The following is a 15,734-nucleotide window of genomic DNA, read 5'->3' on the forward strand; positions in this document are numbered from 1 at the left end:
AGCTTTGAATGTGTATAGAAACATCGTTTCTTAACTCTTTTGAAACTTTCAAACGCATCTTGCAGCACCTTTATTTAACTCTTTAATGCGTTTCGAATGCGTTTCAGCCTTATTTCGCTCGAGTTTAACTTCACAAAATCGGTTCAGCTACACCCTTTACGCTTCGTTTATTTCGGCATTACTCTCCCCTACTCCACTCATCGTGCGGCGCAACAACACCATTAATCCTGCCTGAACGGCAAACTGGAATATAAGCATCATTGTGCGATAGGTTTCCAACGTCTGCAGCGTAAGTCCCCCAACGCTCGTATATAAATAGGTGTAAAATTCGCCTGCCAACAACGAAAGTACAGGCAAAACCAAGAGTGCCACACCGTAAAGGCGCACTTTGCCCGCAAATTTCATTGCCAAACCTGCACCCAAGAGCAAATTCGCAATGCCAATCGCCAAATTATTATAAAATGGCAGTGCAGCTTGAAACGCACCAAAACTCGTCTGCATCATCGCACCCGAAGCCGTCAGCGTGGTTCCGGAAGGCATTACAGCCACCACCGCGCCCAAAAGCGTCAGCACCATCGCCACTATTTGCGCCAATTGCAACCAAAACTTATCGGCTTTCAACAAAGCATAGCGAAGCTGTTCCCACGCCGCCACCTGGCAAAGTGCTATTCCCAATCCTATCGCACCTACTATCGGCGACACATTTGTTGCACTGTCTACCACTTTAAACACATCTACGGCAGACACATCAACCTTTTCGCCGAAGTTCTCGAAAAACTTCAGCAACATCAAAGCGATGCCTAAGCCCACCGACCAACCCAGTATTGCAACCCGACGCCCCGTTATTTCAAATATTTTTATCTTCATATTTTTATATATTTATAGTTTTACTTCTTTATATTACTGCTTTTAAATATTACTCTTTCTTTACTTTTATAAATATATAACCTTTTCCGTGTTTATGTTTTACAATATATTTTTATCTATATTATTTCATAGAAACATATTTAAAGAAGTCTTTATAAATCCATTTCGCCTATTGAAATAAAAACTTAAATCTATTTTTATATATTTACAGAAGTAAGCAAGAATATTTTAAAACAGTTATTCAAAGAACACTCAACGTAATGCAGAAAGGCTGGAAGGAACGACAAGTAAAAAGCGTTTATATTTTTATATATTTACATTATATTCTACATAGCAACACTTTACAACGCTTTACCCTTTGCATCTCAATCATCGCTTCGCTGCAAACGCAACTTTATAGACAACTAAAGATATATTTATATAAAAACATAATCTTCAACATTCGTCTACAAATACAAATGTATGACAAAACATTTAAATGGCAAAATATTTTTAAGTCTTTATAAACAGGAATATTAAAATAATAACTTTCTTTTGTTTCTTTATTATTTTATTTCTTTGTTTTTATATATTTATATTTACAAGTTATTAATTATTACTCGGCGATATATTTTTATTAAAATCTCTATTTCTATCTTTTTGTTTCTTTGTTTTTATATATTTATATTACTTTATCTTTACTTTTATAAGGAAGAAAATAAAAGAATGCGAGGTGTTTCAACCAACACTGCTGGGACTGAAAAGAACTGCACGCGCAGTATAACGGTTCTATACGCACGGTATAAAGCCACAACATTTTCATTACAAAACAGAAATTGTTTCACTAAAGATTTGCTCAAGCGAAAACGGTAGGCAGTTTTAAGGGAAAAGAAAAACCAATCGAGAAAATAGAAAGGGTATGAAAGGGGCTGTTTTCCGCACGCTACAAACTTTTGCATACACCATTATTATTTCTGTAACGCATCATTGCCACTTTCGCCAAATGTTACTATTATTTTTAGTAACTACTGATATTGGTTTCGCCAACCATAGCTACGATTTTTACCAAACATTGCTGTTGTTTTCACGACACATTATTAATATTACTGCAATACGCCATCATTATTTTTGCAAGGAAAACCCAACGGATAAGCAAACAGTGCAGAAAATGTATAAAACACATATTTATTAGCTTTTCAGAATATTGTCGCCAGTTCCGTAAAATTGCATTTTTATTCTGTTTTAGAAATGTGATGAATCACGCCCTTACATTATATAGATAGTACGAAGCACAATGTAGATTGCCCACAATACGATGCGAGGAAATTGATTTTTTGCGTTCCTTATATCTATAATGGAAAGAGGCAGCAGCTTAAAAAACAAGTTCGGGGTACTTGGAATGTGATAAAGCAAGTTTCTTTCTACAGTTTCAAATTCTCAATGGCCGATAATAGAAACTCGGAAATATTGCTTTGGTCGTTGCACGGTGTTGGTGGCAGTAAGCATAGTTTGAAGTTTCGGTTTGTAAAATAGAAAAATCGGAGAGAAAAATAGAAAACTCCATACTGCTAAATGTAAAATTTCAAAATATAAAATAGAAGGGGGCGGGCAGGAAGTATTAAAGATTTCTGAGAGGAAAATTCTGATTTTCGTCGCTTGAAGAATAGGAGCAAAATAGAAAACTCAAAATTATGAGCGACAAATACGGAAGATATTTTGGTGTGATGGAAGTGGTTTCGGTGAGCAACAAAAAATGGAAAAACATTTTAAGCGATTGCCAGAGCAGGGTGGGAGAGAATGTAAAAAATGGTAAGAATGGCGAAAAAGAAATGTAGGAAATTTGTCGTTGCACGGCAATAGTGCAGCTTCCGTGCGACAAAAGGGGAAGAAATATGGGCGAAAGTATAGGTTCGACAAAATGGGAATATATCTTTTAGATGTGTAAAAGACAACGTAAGTAACTGATATACATAGTAGATAAGGGGTGTGTTAAAGGCGAACGGCGACAAAAAAGTGAAAAGTTTTGTAAATTCTTTAAGTTTTAATGTAGCATTTTCACTTATTTGTCTGTTTTATAATGCGTTGAATATTGCTCATTAGTGCATTTTTCGCTTATATTTGTTACTAATATGTCGCAGCAAAAAGTAGGGTTTTGGGGTGGCGGAAAGGTGTTTTTGCAGGGTTGAAGAGCGGTTTAGGTGGGGTGGCAAGCTTTTATGGGCGACAAATTAGTAAGATTGCAGGAAATGGGGACGTTGGTATGGTGCGACAAAAAGGGAAGAATGCTTTTTCGATATATGTGCGACAAATTGGGAGAGAAAACCGAAACGCATATAGAGGGTTGCAGGGCGGGTGAGTTGGACGGTTGCAGAGAGGCGAAAAGGGAAGAAGCAAGAAAATAAAAGGAAGGGGGTGTGAGGATAAAAGAACGGAAGTTGGGGAATGAAATGGAGAGAAGTTGAGGGCATAATGAATAGAACTTGAGCGTGAAGTGGAAAGAATCTGAAGGCGAAATGGAAGAAATTTGAGAGTGAAAAGCGATGGTTTTAACAGAACAGTTTTAGAGGTGTGCAGGCGGTATTGAGGTGTAAATCAATGTATTCCGCACGTTGACGAATACGCAGCAGTATGCTGATGAACACGCAGAAGCACATTGATGAACATGCAGAAGTGGGCAGCGTGAGTGGGAGAAACAGAAGGCAGAACGCCTTTATCTACCCTGAATACACGCTGTACACGAGCCTCGAGCAAGGCAACAGCAGCGTAGGGGTGGGAGCATTGCGCTTCTAATACGAGAGGGGCGCAGCGCAAGAGGGTATTTAACGCGCTTGCAATGCGAAAGTAGAACTACGCAAATAGAATGGGGTATGGGCGGAAATAACGCCACAGATTATGAAGAATGCCCACAGATATATGCGGTGTAAGTATGGGGAATGGAAGGATTTACGCTATAAACACTAAAGAATAGCCATGCATATATGTATCGTGGGGTGTGAGGAACAGAAGGAAGCACGTTATAAATACTGAAGAATAGCTATGCATATATGTATCGTGGGGTGCGAGGAATGGAAGGGGGTATGTTATAAACATTGAAGAAAGCGCACAGATATAGGCTGTATGGGGTGTGAGGAAGGGAAAGGGTTGCGACTTTACGTGCCTGACTGTGCGCAGCGAAGGAAGTACGGGGAATGCGAGGAAGTGTGGCTTAATGCTGGCAGGAGATTCGGAACGTGGGCGCACTTTCTTCCCTTTTTGTCGGCAAAGGTTGTTTTTTATGGTTCTAAATGTTGCTCCCCTTTTGTCGCTACTTGTGTTTATGAATGTGTATATACCACGTTTTCAGCGTGTTGCAAGGTTGTAAATGTAAAGCATTCGGGGCGGTTTTATTGAGCAAGGCTACATATATAAAGGGTGGGGGAGTGGTAGTTTAGAAACGAAAAGGGCAGTTCTCGGTGGCAAAAGGGGCGACTTTCGGCGTCAAAAAAGTGAAAAATTCCCTTTCTGTCGCAGCTATTCTCCCTTTCTGTCGTGCGACGGTGGCGCAGAGTTACATATTTGTCGCAGCAAGATTACTTATTTGTCGGCAGTCGTTTCCTTATTTGTCGGCGGTAACTTACTTATTTGTCGGCGGTCGATGGCGGGGTGTTTTGAGTGTCAGATAGTTAGCGGTTCCTATATAATCTATTATAATGATTAAGAAAATGATATTCTAATTGAACCGATAGTTTTGCGCTTTCAGTGTAAGGGATATTTTCTTTGGGGGCAATGATGATTTTAACAAAAGGTCGTTGCGACCCTCCCTTTTTGTCGCAGTTGGGGTTTGGGGAGGGGGTGAGAGGGTGGTGGGTAGGTGTTCTAGAGTTTCTAGGTACTCGAGAATTGGTGGGGGAAGGAGGGTTGGTGGCGGTGGAGATAGGTGCCCTAGAGGCTCTAGGTACTCTAGGGTTGGTGGTGGAAGGGATTTTGGTGGCGGGGTAGATAGGTGCCATAGATTTTCTAGGGATTCTAGAGTTGGGATTGGAAGGGATTTTGGTGGCGGGATAGATAGGTGTTCTAGATTTTCTAGGTGGTTTAGGGTTGGGGTGGAAGGAGGGCTGTGGTGGCTATCTGCGTTTTAGGGGCTTTTTAAGAAATATGCGAAGCAAGCTTAAAACGAGTATAAATATCCAGAAATTCAATAGCAATGGTTGGTATATGTAGCTTATAATTATACCTAAAATGGAAACAAAGAGGTGGACAAATAAAATGTTTCCTTCCTTTATAAGACCATTCTGTATTGATATTTTCTTTTTAAATACACCTATTATAAATCCTACCAATGCTATGAAAGCCATTGTTGCTAAAGCCAGCATAATCCAGAAATATACATCGGAAGAAGGTATGATGGGTTCAAAGGCGAATAACAAAAGGAACAGTATATATCCTACGTTTATCCAAAAGAGTTTATTTTTCACTCTTAATTGTAGTGAGAGGGTTGGATAAAATTAATTTGCGCATTGCTTGCGAGAAGTGTTTTTCATTCTTAATAGTAGTTAGAAGGCAGATTCTAAAAACCGTTTTTGCAGATAAGGCTGCTCTGACGTGGAATTTTTAGAACCAGCCTTCGGGGTTTATTCTTTTATTGAAATGTTCTATCTGCGTTTTCTGGGCTTTTCAAGAAACATCAAGGCGAAAGCTAAAAGCGTCATAGAAATCCAAAACAGAGATACCGTTGATAGGTATATGTAGTTCACGGTTATGCCTAAAAGACAGATAAAAAGGTAGGCATATATCGTTTTTCCAAAGCTTTTAGAATTGCTATGTACTCGTAGTTTACGTTTAAATCCTGCTATTATGGAAACCAGCAATACTGCAAAGCCCATTACTTCTAAAGCCGACACGACCCACCAGTACGTATCGGACGAACCGATGATGGGCTTGAGGGCGTATAATAAAAGGAAGAACAGGCAGCCTGCGTTTATCCAAAAACTTTTGTCTTTTGCTTTTTGTTGAAGTTCATCGGCAGCTGAAAGCCGAGTATTCGAGTTGCGAGAGAGGTTATCTTTCATTCTTTGTCATGATTAAATGGCAGATTCTAAAAACCGTTTTTGCAGATAAGTCTGCTCCGACGTGAAGTTTTTAGAACCTGCCTTCAGGGGTTTTATCTTGTACAGTTTGCTGTCCGTCAGCTTATTTTGCTGCGACGCACTCCACTTCTACGAGCGCATTCTTTGGCAAAGTCTTCACTGCGATAGCCGAGCGTGCTGGGAATGGTTCGTTGAAGAACTCTGCGTACACCTCGTTCATGGCTGCGAAGTCGTTCATATCCGAAAGGAAAACGGTGGTTTTCATTACGTTGGCAAGACTGATGCCTGCTTCTTCGAGAATTGCTTTCGCGTTGGTTAGCGACTGGCGTGTCTGTTCCTTGATGCCGCCAGGTGCAAATTCGCCTGTTGCAGGGTCTATGGGCAGCTGTCCAGATGTTATCACGAGTCCGTTTGCTTCGATGGCTTGGCTGTATGGGCCAATGGCTTTTGGAGCCTTGCTTGTGTTTATTACTTTCATAATTTTAGTTTGATTAAATTGTTAGACTTATATATCTGCAAATGTACGAACTTTTTTTGAAAACAGGAAATGTGCCGTTCGCTTTTCGTTTTTTCGTCGTCTGTGGAGTCGATTTTCTGCGGTGGCGATGCAACGGTGTTAGTTATCTTTAACGAATATTTTTCTGTGATTGCACATATACTGCACATTGGGGTAGTATCTTTGCCCTCGAAACAAGCAGAACGTATGTCGTCAGACTTGTTTTTTCAGTTTTTTGTTGCGGTCGTGCCGTTGCGTTTCGGTTTACTTGACGAATGTTTCGTGTGCGATTTGCTTATTAACCTTAATTATTTTTCAGGCGAGCGGAGGAACGCTTGGTGCGTTTGCTCCGCTTCCACTAAACTATTTATTAAACATTATGACGCTATTTAAAAAGACGCAAGTTGGCGACCGCCGTTGGTCGCGCGAAGATGTAGACAGGATTAAGGCAATGATTGTAGCCGATTTTTCCGAGCTGTTGAACCGCCAACCCGCCGAGGGACTGCAGTGGGCGAGCACGAAAACCGACCTCGTAGAGCTTTCGCACCTTGTGTGGGAATCGGGTTTGCTGCTCGACGAGCGTGGCATGCCGCTCAGTTTCCGCAGCATTGTGAATCGGGTTTGTGCGGTGCTGAATGTTGTTCCGCCACACAATCCGTCGGGAACGTTGGAGAAGATACGTGCCCGAAAGAACATTCGGGTGCGCCCCGTAGCCGAGCGGTACCTGCTGTTGCACCATCAGCAGCACATTCTGCACCCTATGCGGTTGGACATAAAGCGTGCCCGTGTGCGCCGAAATCCGCTGAGCGAGAACGTTGGAGCGTGAATTTCCCCCTGTTTCTGACGCCTATCCACGACTACGAATTATCTTTACAGAAAATCAAGGGTTTTTCTTCTGTTTTCCAAAAGCGGCTGTTTTGCGATGCAAAACAGCCGCTTTTACCTTGCAAAACCTACGCTTTTGCAATGCGAAACAATAGGTTTTGGCGAGTTAAAGCGTAGTTATTGATAATCAGATAGTTGCGAGCGGTAAACTAAAACGGTTTCTGTAAACATTTCTTACAACAGATTCGGCACTGAAACCGATGCGGCAAAAGGTGTTGGGGCGCAATTCATCACTTTCCTAAAACGGAGAGCCAACCCTGCAAAGGCAATTGCCAGAAACCGACAGATGCAACCACGAAATTTCCAACAAAGGCTTCCGAACAACCAACGGAACTACATTAGAACGGATATAAATAGTTAAATATCTGTATAATTTATATTCAAAGTAATATAAAATCGGTTTTTATTTATAACTTTGTATTCGATATAATATAATGTTGATATGGAGAAGACGAAGTTGTCGATAACAGTAAAGGCTTTGCGAAAGGAATACGGACTTACGCAAGAAGACCTTGCCATGAAGTCGGGCGTGGGCTTGTGCTTCGTGCGCAGCTTGGAACAAGGCAAGGCATCGCTTAGAATGGATAAGGTGAACCAGCTTCTCGATTTGTTTAATTACGAATTAACGGCGACCAAGAAGTTATGAGAGAGGCACAGATATACCGAAAAGACGTGCTCGCAGGCATACTGACGGAAGACGATGGCGAATATCGCTTCTGCTACGACGGCACGTACCTTGCGCAGGAAGACGCCCTGCCCATAAGTCTGACGTTGCCCTTGCAAGCCGAACCCTTCGTCAGTCCCGTTCTGTTTCCGTTCTTCGACGGTCTGATACCCGAAGGCTGGCTGCTCAATGTTGCGCTTCGCAATGCCGATGTCAGCGTTTTAGACCGTATGTCGCTCTTGTTGCTTTGCTGCAAAGACTGCATAGGGGCGGTTAGTGTAGTAGCCATAAATTCAGAGGAGGACACCGACGATGTGTAAATGTTTGTATTGTTATAAACCGTTGGAAAAGGGGCTGGAAGACTTTCACCCACAGTGTGCCAAGAAATTCTTTGGCGTACAGGAAATGCCAACGTTCGAATACCGACACGAAGACCTCGACGAACTGGCGGAGCAGGTGATTCGTGCGCAGACGGCACTGACGGGTGTGCAGCCCAAACTGTCCTTGAATCTCGACAAGCACGAAGATTCCAGCCGTCTGACGATAGTTGGTTTGTGGGGCGACTACATATTCAAACCACAGACAGACAACTATCCGCAGTTGCCCGAAAACGAGGATTTGACGATGCATCTTGCCGAAGCTGCGAAGATAAACGTCGTGCCCCACAGTCTTATCCGACTGGCTGACGGCAGGCTCGGCTACATAACCAAGCGCATCGACCGCACAACCGACGGACAAAAGATAGATATGGAGGATATGTGCCAGCTGACACTGCGCCCTACCGAGTACAAATACAAAAGCTCGTACGAAAAGATTGCAAAGGCCATCGTGCAGCATTGCGACACGCCAAAGCTCGCTCTGGTAAACTATATGCAGCTGTTACTCTTCTGTTTTGTAACGGGAAACAACGACATGCACCTTAAAAACTTCTCGCTGTATCGTCCTGCCGACAGCTATCAGCTGGCTCCAGCCTACGACCTTGTGAACGTTTCAATCGCCAATCCGAACGATAAAGAGGAACTGGCACTTACGCTTTCGGGTCGGAAAAACAAGCTGAAGTTAGCTGATTTTCTGCAGGCTGCCACAACAATGGGCTTGGAAGAAAAGATTGTATTGCGCCTTATTGCAAGTATGAACAAGGCACTTCCGAAATGGAAAACGCTGATACACAGTTCTTTTCTTAGCGAGGACATGAAGAAGGCGTACGAAGACACCATCGTAAAAAGGTTGGAACGCTTGCAGAAGCGATAACGTTTTCGTCCCATTTCTTGGTACTTCGCCACTTATTTCCTAATTTTACAGTCGATTACGAAAAACTCTGTTATGCTGCCTATCGAATACAGTTACCCTTTGTGTATGTCGCTCTCGCTGATGCTGTTCTTCGGCGTCAGGTTCATTGTCGGACGGTTGCCCGACCTCGACATCTATAAAAAGTACCGCCGTTCGCGCACCATTATGGGCTGTGCCCTGCTGTTGCTGTCGGCAAACTACACGGTTCACCTTCTTTTCGCTCCACGTTTCACACACCCTACGTGCGCCATCTTCATCAATCTGTGCACCTATTGGTTCACGGCGTGGCTCTTCGGCTCGGCACTGATGCTGCTGCTCGTCAAGAAGTATGTTACCCATCGGCGGTTCCTTTGGCACATTGTCGGTTGGCTGGCATACGTGGGTTGCTCCACCACGCTCTATTTCGTCTTGCCTGAAGGGCAGCCGCGCAATTGGCTGCTCATCGGTATGGCAGTGGCGTTCACGCTCTATTGCGCCCGCTTGGGGTGGGTGCTGCTGCGCGCTTATCGCCGTGCCGTGCGCACGTTGGACGAGTATTACTCCGACGAGATAGCCGTTTATATCCGCTGGATGTCGGTGCTCACCTACTGGGCGGTGGGCTTCGGCGTTACGCAGGGGCTGCTCACGTTCATTCCTGCCCGCTATGTGGTGTTGTGGATGCTCTCCGCCATACCTTTTTATATATATATTTACGTTTCCTACAAGAACTATCTGCTGTTCTATGCAAAGGTAAATGTGGCGATAGAAAACGATGAGGAGCAAGACGAATTTGATGCCGACGAAGCCGATTTTGCCGCTGACGACGATGCCAACCCCGACGAAAGACAGGACGGAAGGGGCGAATCGCTGACGCTGGCGTACAACACCGAGCGCATTGCCGAAGGCGTTGAACAGTGGATTCAGCGCAATGGGTTCACGCAGAGCGGACTGACGCTCATGGATTTGTCGCGCGAACTGTGCACCAACCGCACCTATCTGTCTACCTACATCAACGGACACTTCCACCTCTCGTTCCGCGAATGGGTGTCGAGTCTGCGCCTTGAGTATGCCAAGAACCTGCTGCTTACCGAGCCGCACCTGTCGGTGGGCAAGGTGGCAAGGCGTGCAGGCTATCAGTCGTTGTCGCATTTCACGGCGTCGTTCACCAAGTCGGAAGGCGAATCGCCGAGCAAATGGAGGAAAGAAGCGTGGCTGGCAGCAGCCGAAGAATAATGCAAAAGCGCAGAACACCACACGGTTTTCTGCGCTTTTTCGTTGGTTTTCCGTGCCTCGCCTTGTTATTTGACGTTTGCAAGGCGTATTCACGAGAGGGCGAGAGTTTTTCAGTGGGTGTGCGGAAGTGGCGGTTATAAATTTCCTAATATCGAGAGTAAAAATACAATACAACGAAGAAAAGGAGCTGAAAGCGTGGCGTGTACCTTTCTAACGCAAAGAATATCAAACAGATAGCCGTCTAATTCAGGCGTTGTAATCGCCCTGCGAAACGTCAAAAAGTGGTCTTTTCTTCCGTATAATGCAAACGTTTGCGCTAAAAAGTGTACGGAAAAACAGAAAAATTATAGGCACATTCTGCAATAGTGTGTACCTTTGCATCAGATACAAGAAATATAGGTAGAAGTTTAAAGGTAAAAGATTGCTTTTCAAGGTAATTATTAACAGGTTATATTAGTGTAAGGAGAATAAGAAAGAATAGTTTAAGGATAAAGTAAAATACTTAGTAAATAAGGTTTTCATAGGTATAAATTCAGATTATATTTTGGTTCTATGAGACTCGTAAGCTGTGAAGCATACGAGCCTTATTTTTTTATGGCAACCTCAAAAATCCTTGCATTGCAGTTTTAAAATTCTTGCATCGCAGTTTCAAATCTCTTGCATCGCAGTTTTAAAATTCTTGTATCGCAGTTCCAAAATTCTCCATTGCAGTTCCCAATGTTTCTTTCTTGCGGTTTCAAATAAGTCCCCCATTTTTGTAAAGATACTTCCAACGAAAAACGGTAATTTCGGTTTGGCAGTGCGAAAGCGGCTGTTTTGCGATGCAAAAGAGCCGCTTTTACCGTGCAAAACCTACGCTTTTGGAATGCAAAACAATAGGTTTTGTAAAGTGTTGGTACATAGGTGGTTATGCGATTGTTGCGGTTGCGGAAAATGTTTACAGCTTCGTGGCGTGTTCTGCCTATATATAATAAGGTATAGGGGCGAGAGGGTAGGGGCGGTTTGGCGCGTTCCGCATAGTCTGTTTTGTACTTGTGGGTGAAAGGAAAGCGATGATTGGTGCACTGACGGCAGGGAAGCGGTTGGTTGGGGCGTATCGGAGAGGTTGCAGAAGCTTATTTATATGTGAGTTTAGTGTAAGAATTAGACGGATATATTTAACTTTTTATTAGTTATAAACATATTAAGTCATAAATAGTTTTTCTTAATACGAACTTAATAAAAAATGGTTTGCTATAGACCTTCTAGAGGGTATTGAAAACTTGAAAGACAAGATAGTATTTTTAATCTTTTGACTTGGAAATATCTATGTGGGTATAAATAATATATTAGCATAGTTTCTTATATTCAATTATTTTCTATTTCAAGTTCATTAGTAAAACGTGAGTTCGATATAAGAATCAAATAAAAATATTCCGTTTCTTATTGATTATAAGCATATTAGGCTGTTGTTAATTCTTCTTAAAACGGACTTGATTAGATAAAATAGCTCACTATAACCCTTTTAAGTGGTAATAAATACTCGAATTACAAGATTATTTCTTTATTTTGGAGTTTATTAAATCTCTAAGTGCCTTATAGATAATATATTGGAGGAAATTCTTATATCGAACTCACGTTAGTAAAGGTTAACTTCTTCTCAAGTCCCTTTTTTATCTCATCTAGTTTCTCTTCTTTTTCGTTTAATTTTACTTCTGAAATAATCTCAGATACTTTTTTACTTATCTTCTGGCTGAAAAGCCAAAAGTGTAGGGTGAGAAAGAAGAGAGGAAAAAATGGCAGTATAACACCTTCTGATAGACAGATGTTAATAAACATAGGCGGTAATGAGAAATAGCTAGTATGTTCAAAAAAAATTAAATAAATCAATGTGAAGATAATAGTAGCCATAATAAAACACACATAAACGGATATCATTCCAATAAAGCAACTGTAAGTACTTCTCTCGTCCATTTTGTGACTCCGTATTAACCAAGCTATACCCAATGAATAGATAAAAACTGCCGTATTTAGAATTGCTAGGAATATAAGAAAGAAAGAATATTTAGAACTTTGTATTAGTGCTATTAAAATCATTTCTATCACTCCATATATGCTAATGAATAAGAAAAAATTCCATTCATTGTTTATATTTTTTCCTTATTAATTTTATCTTTTAGATTGCAACTTTCCTTGTTCCATTTCTCTCTTGCTTCATTTAGCTCTTCTAATGCTTTCTTGACTTCTTCAATCTCTTCATTAGTAATCCCATACGACGAATCTTTTGGAACCATTTCTTTAGAGGTCTCAGAGTTTACGACCAGTCTATTTATATCCACTATTTTTCTATAGGGGCGATCCACTAATTGTGGATGTCTAAAGAACATATTGTAGACCTTTTCATTATAAGATGTTGCGATAAATCCGAAGTTAACAGCACACATCAATTGAATAATTGCAGTGAAATTATCAATCCAATCCATCTTATTCGCAGAACCGATCCAAGTCTAATACTTTGTCGTCATTAAGAAATTCATTAAAGTTTTTGTCGAATAAATTATTCAACTGCTCTGTCCTCGTTTTATCATTGAAATTTGCTAAAGCTTTACGCTTCTCCACAGAGTATTCAAAGCGGTACATACTATCATCTCCTGTACAAAAATTGACAAAGTTTTGCGATTTCTTATCTTTAAATCTTATTTCTGCCTTTATCTTGATACGATTCTCTTTGTATGCAGAATGTTTGTACAACATATTATAAAAACTATTTTCTTCTTTACAAACATATCGTGGTGGCTTTTGGGCAATAATAATGCAGAGCTCGGTATTATCACGATTTAGGAACTTTCGCATACTATCTATGTAGCAAGGTGTATTCACCACTTCATCATTGTAGAGTTGCTCAGCAGCTATGCGTATCTTTTTTTTTGCATTCTTGAATATATTTTCAAGGATAATCAGTGCATGCTCGTTTCCCCCATTGAGAATCAGACTGTTTTTTCTCTCCTTTGCATACTGTTCAATGGCTTCTCTGTACTTCTCTAACTCGTTATTCTTGCAACTATTTTCCATAAAATAATAGTTTTACAACAAGCGTGCCAATCAATTACGACTTTTAAATTCCAATGAAGTCATAAAATGTCCTCGTTGAAATTAAATATATTTCTATAACCGTAAATCCAGTACTATTATGGTATGATACTCTTTTATATATAGTGTATGTTTGTCCTGTTTGGTACAACGGATTAACTAGTTATAGTTATTAATTTAACCGCTTGTTTGGTAACCAAACTTGTTGTTTTACTTCCCTAACTTTTTCGTTAAATTTGCGTTGTTATTATTATAGTAATTTAGAAACTGAACACAAAGATAATATTTTAATTTATAAAAGACATGTTTTCTTTTAGCAAATCATCTATTTATATGTATATTTAACGTTAAGAAACACTTTTTATTTTGTAAAGGTAGTTTATTAAGAAAATAACAACTTTATTTTGGCAATGCGAAAGCGTAGGTTTTGCGCTGCAAAACAGCCGCTTTTACCGTGCAAAACCTACGCTTTTGCAATGCGAAACAATAGGTTTTGTAAAGTGTTGGTACATAGGTGGTTATGCGATTGTTGCGGGTGCGAAAAATGTTTACAGCTTCGTGGCGTGTTCTGCTTATATATAATAAGGTGTAGGGGCAAGAGGGTGGGGGCGGTTTGACGCATCGGCGAGGGTGCGAAACCGCTATGCCAATACTCCCCAGCTTACTACCCACAGAATACTTGATATGGGTTTCTCGATGTTGTACCTTTGCAAACGTAAACGAACAAGGGGTGCGGGAAGCGTTGAGGGCGGCGAGGCTGCCATACCTTATTTATATATATAGATACGTAAACCTTTGAGAATGTAAAAACAAAATTATAAAAACATATAATACGACAAAAATATGAAATTAACTTTTGACGAACATCTATCGCCACATTTCACGGTGGGCGAGTTCTTTCGGTCGGGCACGGCTATCCGATTGGGCATAGAGAACGAGCCTGACGCACACCCCGAAGACGGACTGACGAACGAGGAGGTGGTGGAAAATCTGCGGGCACTGTGCACGGAGGTGCTGGAACCGCTGCGCCGAAGGGTGGGGCGGGTGATTATAACGAGTGGCTACCGCTGCCAGAAGCTGAACAAGGCGGTGGGCGGAGTGTGGAACTCGCAACACCTGCGGGGCGAGGCTGCCGACATATATGTGTCGGACACGGCGATGGCGATGCGCTACGGACGCATTCTCGAGGAACATTCTGCTGTGCAGCAGGTGTTGCTGGAACCGCTTGGAACGAAGCGCAAACGGTGGTTGCACGTAACCTTCAGGCGGAAGAAGTAGTGTTACGGGCGACATATTAGGAAGATTGTTTTTGGCGTTTTCGTTAAGCTTAACAACCTGTGGCATAGCTGTTTGGGCATTGTCGTAGCACGGAAACGCATCGTTCGGGAAACAAGAAGAGAACCTTAATTACATTATAAATTCATTTTTTTATTAACCTTTTAATTTTTAAGTATTATGTCTATCAAGTACAAAATGTATCAGTTGAAAAACAGTTCAAGCTCTCGTAACGGCTATTGGTATGCACGTGCGGCACATACGGGCACCATTGAAACCAAGCAACTTGCAGCACGCATCAGCGACCGCTGTACCGTAACCGAGGCAGACATCTTGGCTGTGATTAGTGCGCTGGTGAACGAGATGTCGTACAACCTGAAGAATGGTATGCGTGTGAAGCTCGAAGGGTTCGGCGCATTCAAGATTGCCATTCGCTCTACGGGTGCGAAGGAGGTGAAAGACTTCTCGGTGGCGAAGAACATCAAGCGTCCGCACGTTATTTTCCAGCCCGAAACACGTGTGGGTGCCGACAAGGTGCGCGTGAAGAAGTTTGTTACGGGTTTGAAGGTGGAAGAGCTCGACAAGTATGCAGGTGCGCCAAAGCCTAAGAAGGGCGAGGACTCTACTGGCGGCGAGCAGGCACACCCATAAGCAGCGGCGGCGAACGGAGGGGGCGGAACGGAATCCGTTCCTTCTATCCGCCGAGCGTTTATGTGTTGAGAATTAGTTTATTAATCTTTTAGAATGACGGAATTATGAAGAAAGAAAAATGGAAATTCATCGTTCAGCTTTTCCTTTCGGTGCTTTCGGCTATTGCCACTACGCTGGGAATGGGCTCGTGTATGTAGGAAGGCGAGGCGAACGTGGCGAAGAAGAAAATGCTTAAAAGCACGACGAAACTACCGTCGGAGGCTTTAGAGAATCATTTTTA

16 protein-coding genes are annotated in these 15,734 nt (G+C 41.9%); 11 read left to right on the forward strand and 5 right to left on the reverse strand.

Annotated features, from left to right (window positions below):
• Positions 1 to 156: 156 nt before the first annotated feature.
• Positions 157 to 867, reverse strand: coding sequence for a hypothetical protein (locus BWX39_RS11500; RefSeq protein ID WP_028905853.1), 711 nt, complete (start codon positions 865 to 867; stop codon positions 157 to 159).
• Positions 868 to 2,537: 1,670 nt separating this feature from the next.
• On the opposite strand from BWX39_RS11500, the gene BWX39_RS12205 reads away from it, so the two are divergent.
• From BWX39_RS12205 to BWX39_RS12210, 3 genes are all read left to right on the forward strand, one after another.
• Positions 2,538 to 2,681: a hypothetical protein gene (locus BWX39_RS12205; RefSeq protein ID WP_154650389.1), complete on the forward strand. Its 144-nt coding sequence runs from the start codon at positions 2,538 to 2,540 to the stop codon at positions 2,679 to 2,681.
• A gap of 381 nt (positions 2,682 to 3,062) precedes the next feature.
• Positions 3,063 to 3,248 carry a hypothetical protein gene (locus BWX39_RS11505; RefSeq protein ID WP_144011004.1) on the forward strand — a complete coding sequence of 62 codons (186 nt, stop codon included), beginning with the start codon at positions 3,063 to 3,065 and terminating at the stop codon, positions 3,246 to 3,248.
• Positions 3,249 to 3,474: 226 nt separating this feature from the next.
• Positions 3,475 to 3,636, forward strand: a complete 162-nt coding sequence (locus BWX39_RS12210) for a hypothetical protein (protein ID WP_154650390.1) — start codon at positions 3,475 to 3,477, stop codon at positions 3,634 to 3,636.
• A 1,841-nt stretch (positions 3,637 to 5,477) separates the two neighbouring features.
• On the opposite strand, the gene BWX39_RS11520 is transcribed toward BWX39_RS12210, so the two are convergent.
• Positions 5,478 to 5,894 (reverse strand): hypothetical protein, encoded by a 417-nt coding sequence (locus tag BWX39_RS11520; RefSeq protein ID WP_028905857.1) that lies wholly within the window; start codon positions 5,892 to 5,894, stop codon positions 5,478 to 5,480.
• A 121-nt stretch (positions 5,895 to 6,015) separates the two neighbouring features.
• Positions 6,016 to 6,390, reverse strand: a complete 375-nt coding sequence (locus BWX39_RS11525; protein WP_028905858.1) for a RidA family protein — start codon at positions 6,388 to 6,390, stop codon at positions 6,016 to 6,018.
• A 397-nt stretch (positions 6,391 to 6,787) separates the two neighbouring features.
• On the opposite strand from BWX39_RS11525, the gene BWX39_RS11530 reads away from it, so the two are divergent.
• The 5 genes from BWX39_RS11530 (at position 6,788) to BWX39_RS11555 (ending at position 10,459) form a co-directional block, all read left to right on the forward strand.
• Positions 6,788 to 7,234, forward strand: coding sequence for a hypothetical protein (locus tag BWX39_RS11530; RefSeq protein WP_028905859.1), 447 nt, complete (start codon positions 6,788 to 6,790; stop codon positions 7,232 to 7,234).
• A gap of 501 nt (positions 7,235 to 7,735) precedes the next feature.
• Positions 7,736 to 7,939 (forward strand): helix-turn-helix transcriptional regulator, encoded by a 204-nt coding sequence (locus tag BWX39_RS11540; RefSeq protein ID WP_014708734.1) that lies wholly within the window; start codon positions 7,736 to 7,738, stop codon positions 7,937 to 7,939.
• Positions 7,936 to 8,277 (forward strand): HipA N-terminal domain-containing protein, encoded by a 342-nt coding sequence (locus BWX39_RS11545; RefSeq protein WP_028905860.1) that lies wholly within the window; start codon positions 7,936 to 7,938, stop codon positions 8,275 to 8,277. The genes BWX39_RS11540 and BWX39_RS11545 overlap by 4 nt, the downstream gene beginning before the upstream one ends.
• Entirely contained in the window at positions 8,270 to 9,208 is a 939-nt protein-coding gene (locus BWX39_RS11550) for a HipA domain-containing protein (protein WP_028905861.1), read from the forward strand. The genes BWX39_RS11545 and BWX39_RS11550 overlap by 8 nt, the downstream gene beginning before the upstream one ends.
• 72 nt (positions 9,209 to 9,280) lie before the next feature.
• Entirely contained in the window at positions 9,281 to 10,459 is a 1,179-nt protein-coding gene (locus tag BWX39_RS11555; RefSeq protein ID WP_028905862.1) for a helix-turn-helix domain-containing protein, read from the forward strand.
• A gap of 2,126 nt (positions 10,460 to 12,585) precedes the next feature.
• Here the strand turns inward: BWX39_RS11555 and BWX39_RS11575 are convergent.
• Both BWX39_RS11575 and BWX39_RS11580 read right to left on the reverse strand, forming a co-directional pair.
• Entirely contained in the window at positions 12,586 to 12,921 is a 336-nt protein-coding gene (locus BWX39_RS11575; protein WP_028905864.1) for a hypothetical protein, read from the reverse strand.
• Between the two features lies 1 nt (position 12,922).
• Positions 12,923 to 13,510: a hypothetical protein gene (locus BWX39_RS11580; RefSeq protein WP_028905865.1), complete on the reverse strand. Its 588-nt coding sequence runs from the start codon at positions 13,508 to 13,510 to the stop codon at positions 12,923 to 12,925.
• Between the two features lie 861 nt (positions 13,511 to 14,371).
• Between BWX39_RS11580 and BWX39_RS11590 the strand changes: the two genes are divergently transcribed.
• From BWX39_RS11590 to BWX39_RS12215, 3 genes are all read left to right on the forward strand, one after another.
• Positions 14,372 to 14,806 carry a D-Ala-D-Ala carboxypeptidase family metallohydrolase gene (locus tag BWX39_RS11590; protein WP_028905866.1) on the forward strand — a complete coding sequence of 145 codons (435 nt, stop codon included), beginning with the start codon at positions 14,372 to 14,374 and terminating at the stop codon, positions 14,804 to 14,806.
• A 177-nt stretch (positions 14,807 to 14,983) separates the two neighbouring features.
• Positions 14,984 to 15,454 carry an HU family DNA-binding protein gene (locus tag BWX39_RS11595; protein ID WP_028905867.1) on the forward strand — a complete coding sequence of 157 codons (471 nt, stop codon included), beginning with the start codon at positions 14,984 to 14,986 and terminating at the stop codon, positions 15,452 to 15,454.
• Positions 15,455 to 15,558: 104 nt separating this feature from the next.
• Positions 15,559 to 15,651: a smalltalk protein gene (locus tag BWX39_RS12215; protein WP_154650391.1), complete on the forward strand. Its 93-nt coding sequence runs from the start codon at positions 15,559 to 15,561 to the stop codon at positions 15,649 to 15,651.
• Positions 15,652 to 15,734: the final 83 nt, after the last annotated feature.

The organism is Prevotella intermedia ATCC 25611 = DSM 20706, from assembly GCF_001953955.1.
Lineage (GTDB): Bacteria > Bacteroidota > Bacteroidia > Bacteroidales > Bacteroidaceae > Prevotella > Prevotella intermedia.

What these genes read in the sequence shown, in the direction of transcription:
- BWX39_RS11500 (WP_028905853.1), bottom strand. Translation starts at nt 867, where the DNA reads ATGAAGATAAAAATATTTGAAATAACGGGGCGTCGGGTTGCAATACTG.
- BWX39_RS12205 (WP_154650389.1), top strand. Translation starts at nt 2,538, where the DNA reads ATGAGCGACAAATACGGAAGATATTTTGGTGTGATGGAAGTGGTTTCG.
- BWX39_RS11505 (WP_144011004.1), top strand. Translation starts at nt 3,063, where the DNA reads ATGGGCGACAAATTAGTAAGATTGCAGGAAATGGGGACGTTGGTATGG.
- BWX39_RS12210 (WP_154650390.1), top strand. Translation starts at nt 3,475, where the DNA reads ATGCTGATGAACACGCAGAAGCACATTGATGAACATGCAGAAGTGGGC.
- BWX39_RS11520 (WP_028905857.1), bottom strand. Translation starts at nt 5,894, where the DNA reads ATGAAAGATAACCTCTCTCGCAACTCGAATACTCGGCTTTCAGCTGCC.
- BWX39_RS11525 (WP_028905858.1), bottom strand. Translation starts at nt 6,390, where the DNA reads ATGAAAGTAATAAACACAAGCAAGGCTCCAAAAGCCATTGGCCCATAC.
- BWX39_RS11530 (WP_028905859.1), top strand. Translation starts at nt 6,788, where the DNA reads ATGACGCTATTTAAAAAGACGCAAGTTGGCGACCGCCGTTGGTCGCGC.
- BWX39_RS11540 (WP_014708734.1), top strand. Translation starts at nt 7,736, where the DNA reads ATGGAGAAGACGAAGTTGTCGATAACAGTAAAGGCTTTGCGAAAGGAA.
- BWX39_RS11545 (WP_028905860.1), top strand. Translation starts at nt 7,936, where the DNA reads ATGAGAGAGGCACAGATATACCGAAAAGACGTGCTCGCAGGCATACTG.
- BWX39_RS11550 (WP_028905861.1), top strand. Translation starts at nt 8,270, where the DNA reads ATGTGTAAATGTTTGTATTGTTATAAACCGTTGGAAAAGGGGCTGGAA.
- BWX39_RS11555 (WP_028905862.1), top strand. Translation starts at nt 9,281, where the DNA reads ATGCTGCCTATCGAATACAGTTACCCTTTGTGTATGTCGCTCTCGCTG.
- BWX39_RS11575 (WP_028905864.1), bottom strand. Translation starts at nt 12,921, where the DNA reads ATGGATTGGATTGATAATTTCACTGCAATTATTCAATTGATGTGTGCT.
- BWX39_RS11580 (WP_028905865.1), bottom strand. Translation starts at nt 13,510, where the DNA reads ATGGAAAATAGTTGCAAGAATAACGAGTTAGAGAAGTACAGAGAAGCC.
- BWX39_RS11590 (WP_028905866.1), top strand. Translation starts at nt 14,372, where the DNA reads ATGAAATTAACTTTTGACGAACATCTATCGCCACATTTCACGGTGGGC.
- BWX39_RS11595 (WP_028905867.1), top strand. Translation starts at nt 14,984, where the DNA reads ATGTCTATCAAGTACAAAATGTATCAGTTGAAAAACAGTTCAAGCTCT.
- BWX39_RS12215 (WP_154650391.1), top strand. Translation starts at nt 15,559, where the DNA reads ATGAAGAAAGAAAAATGGAAATTCATCGTTCAGCTTTTCCTTTCGGTG.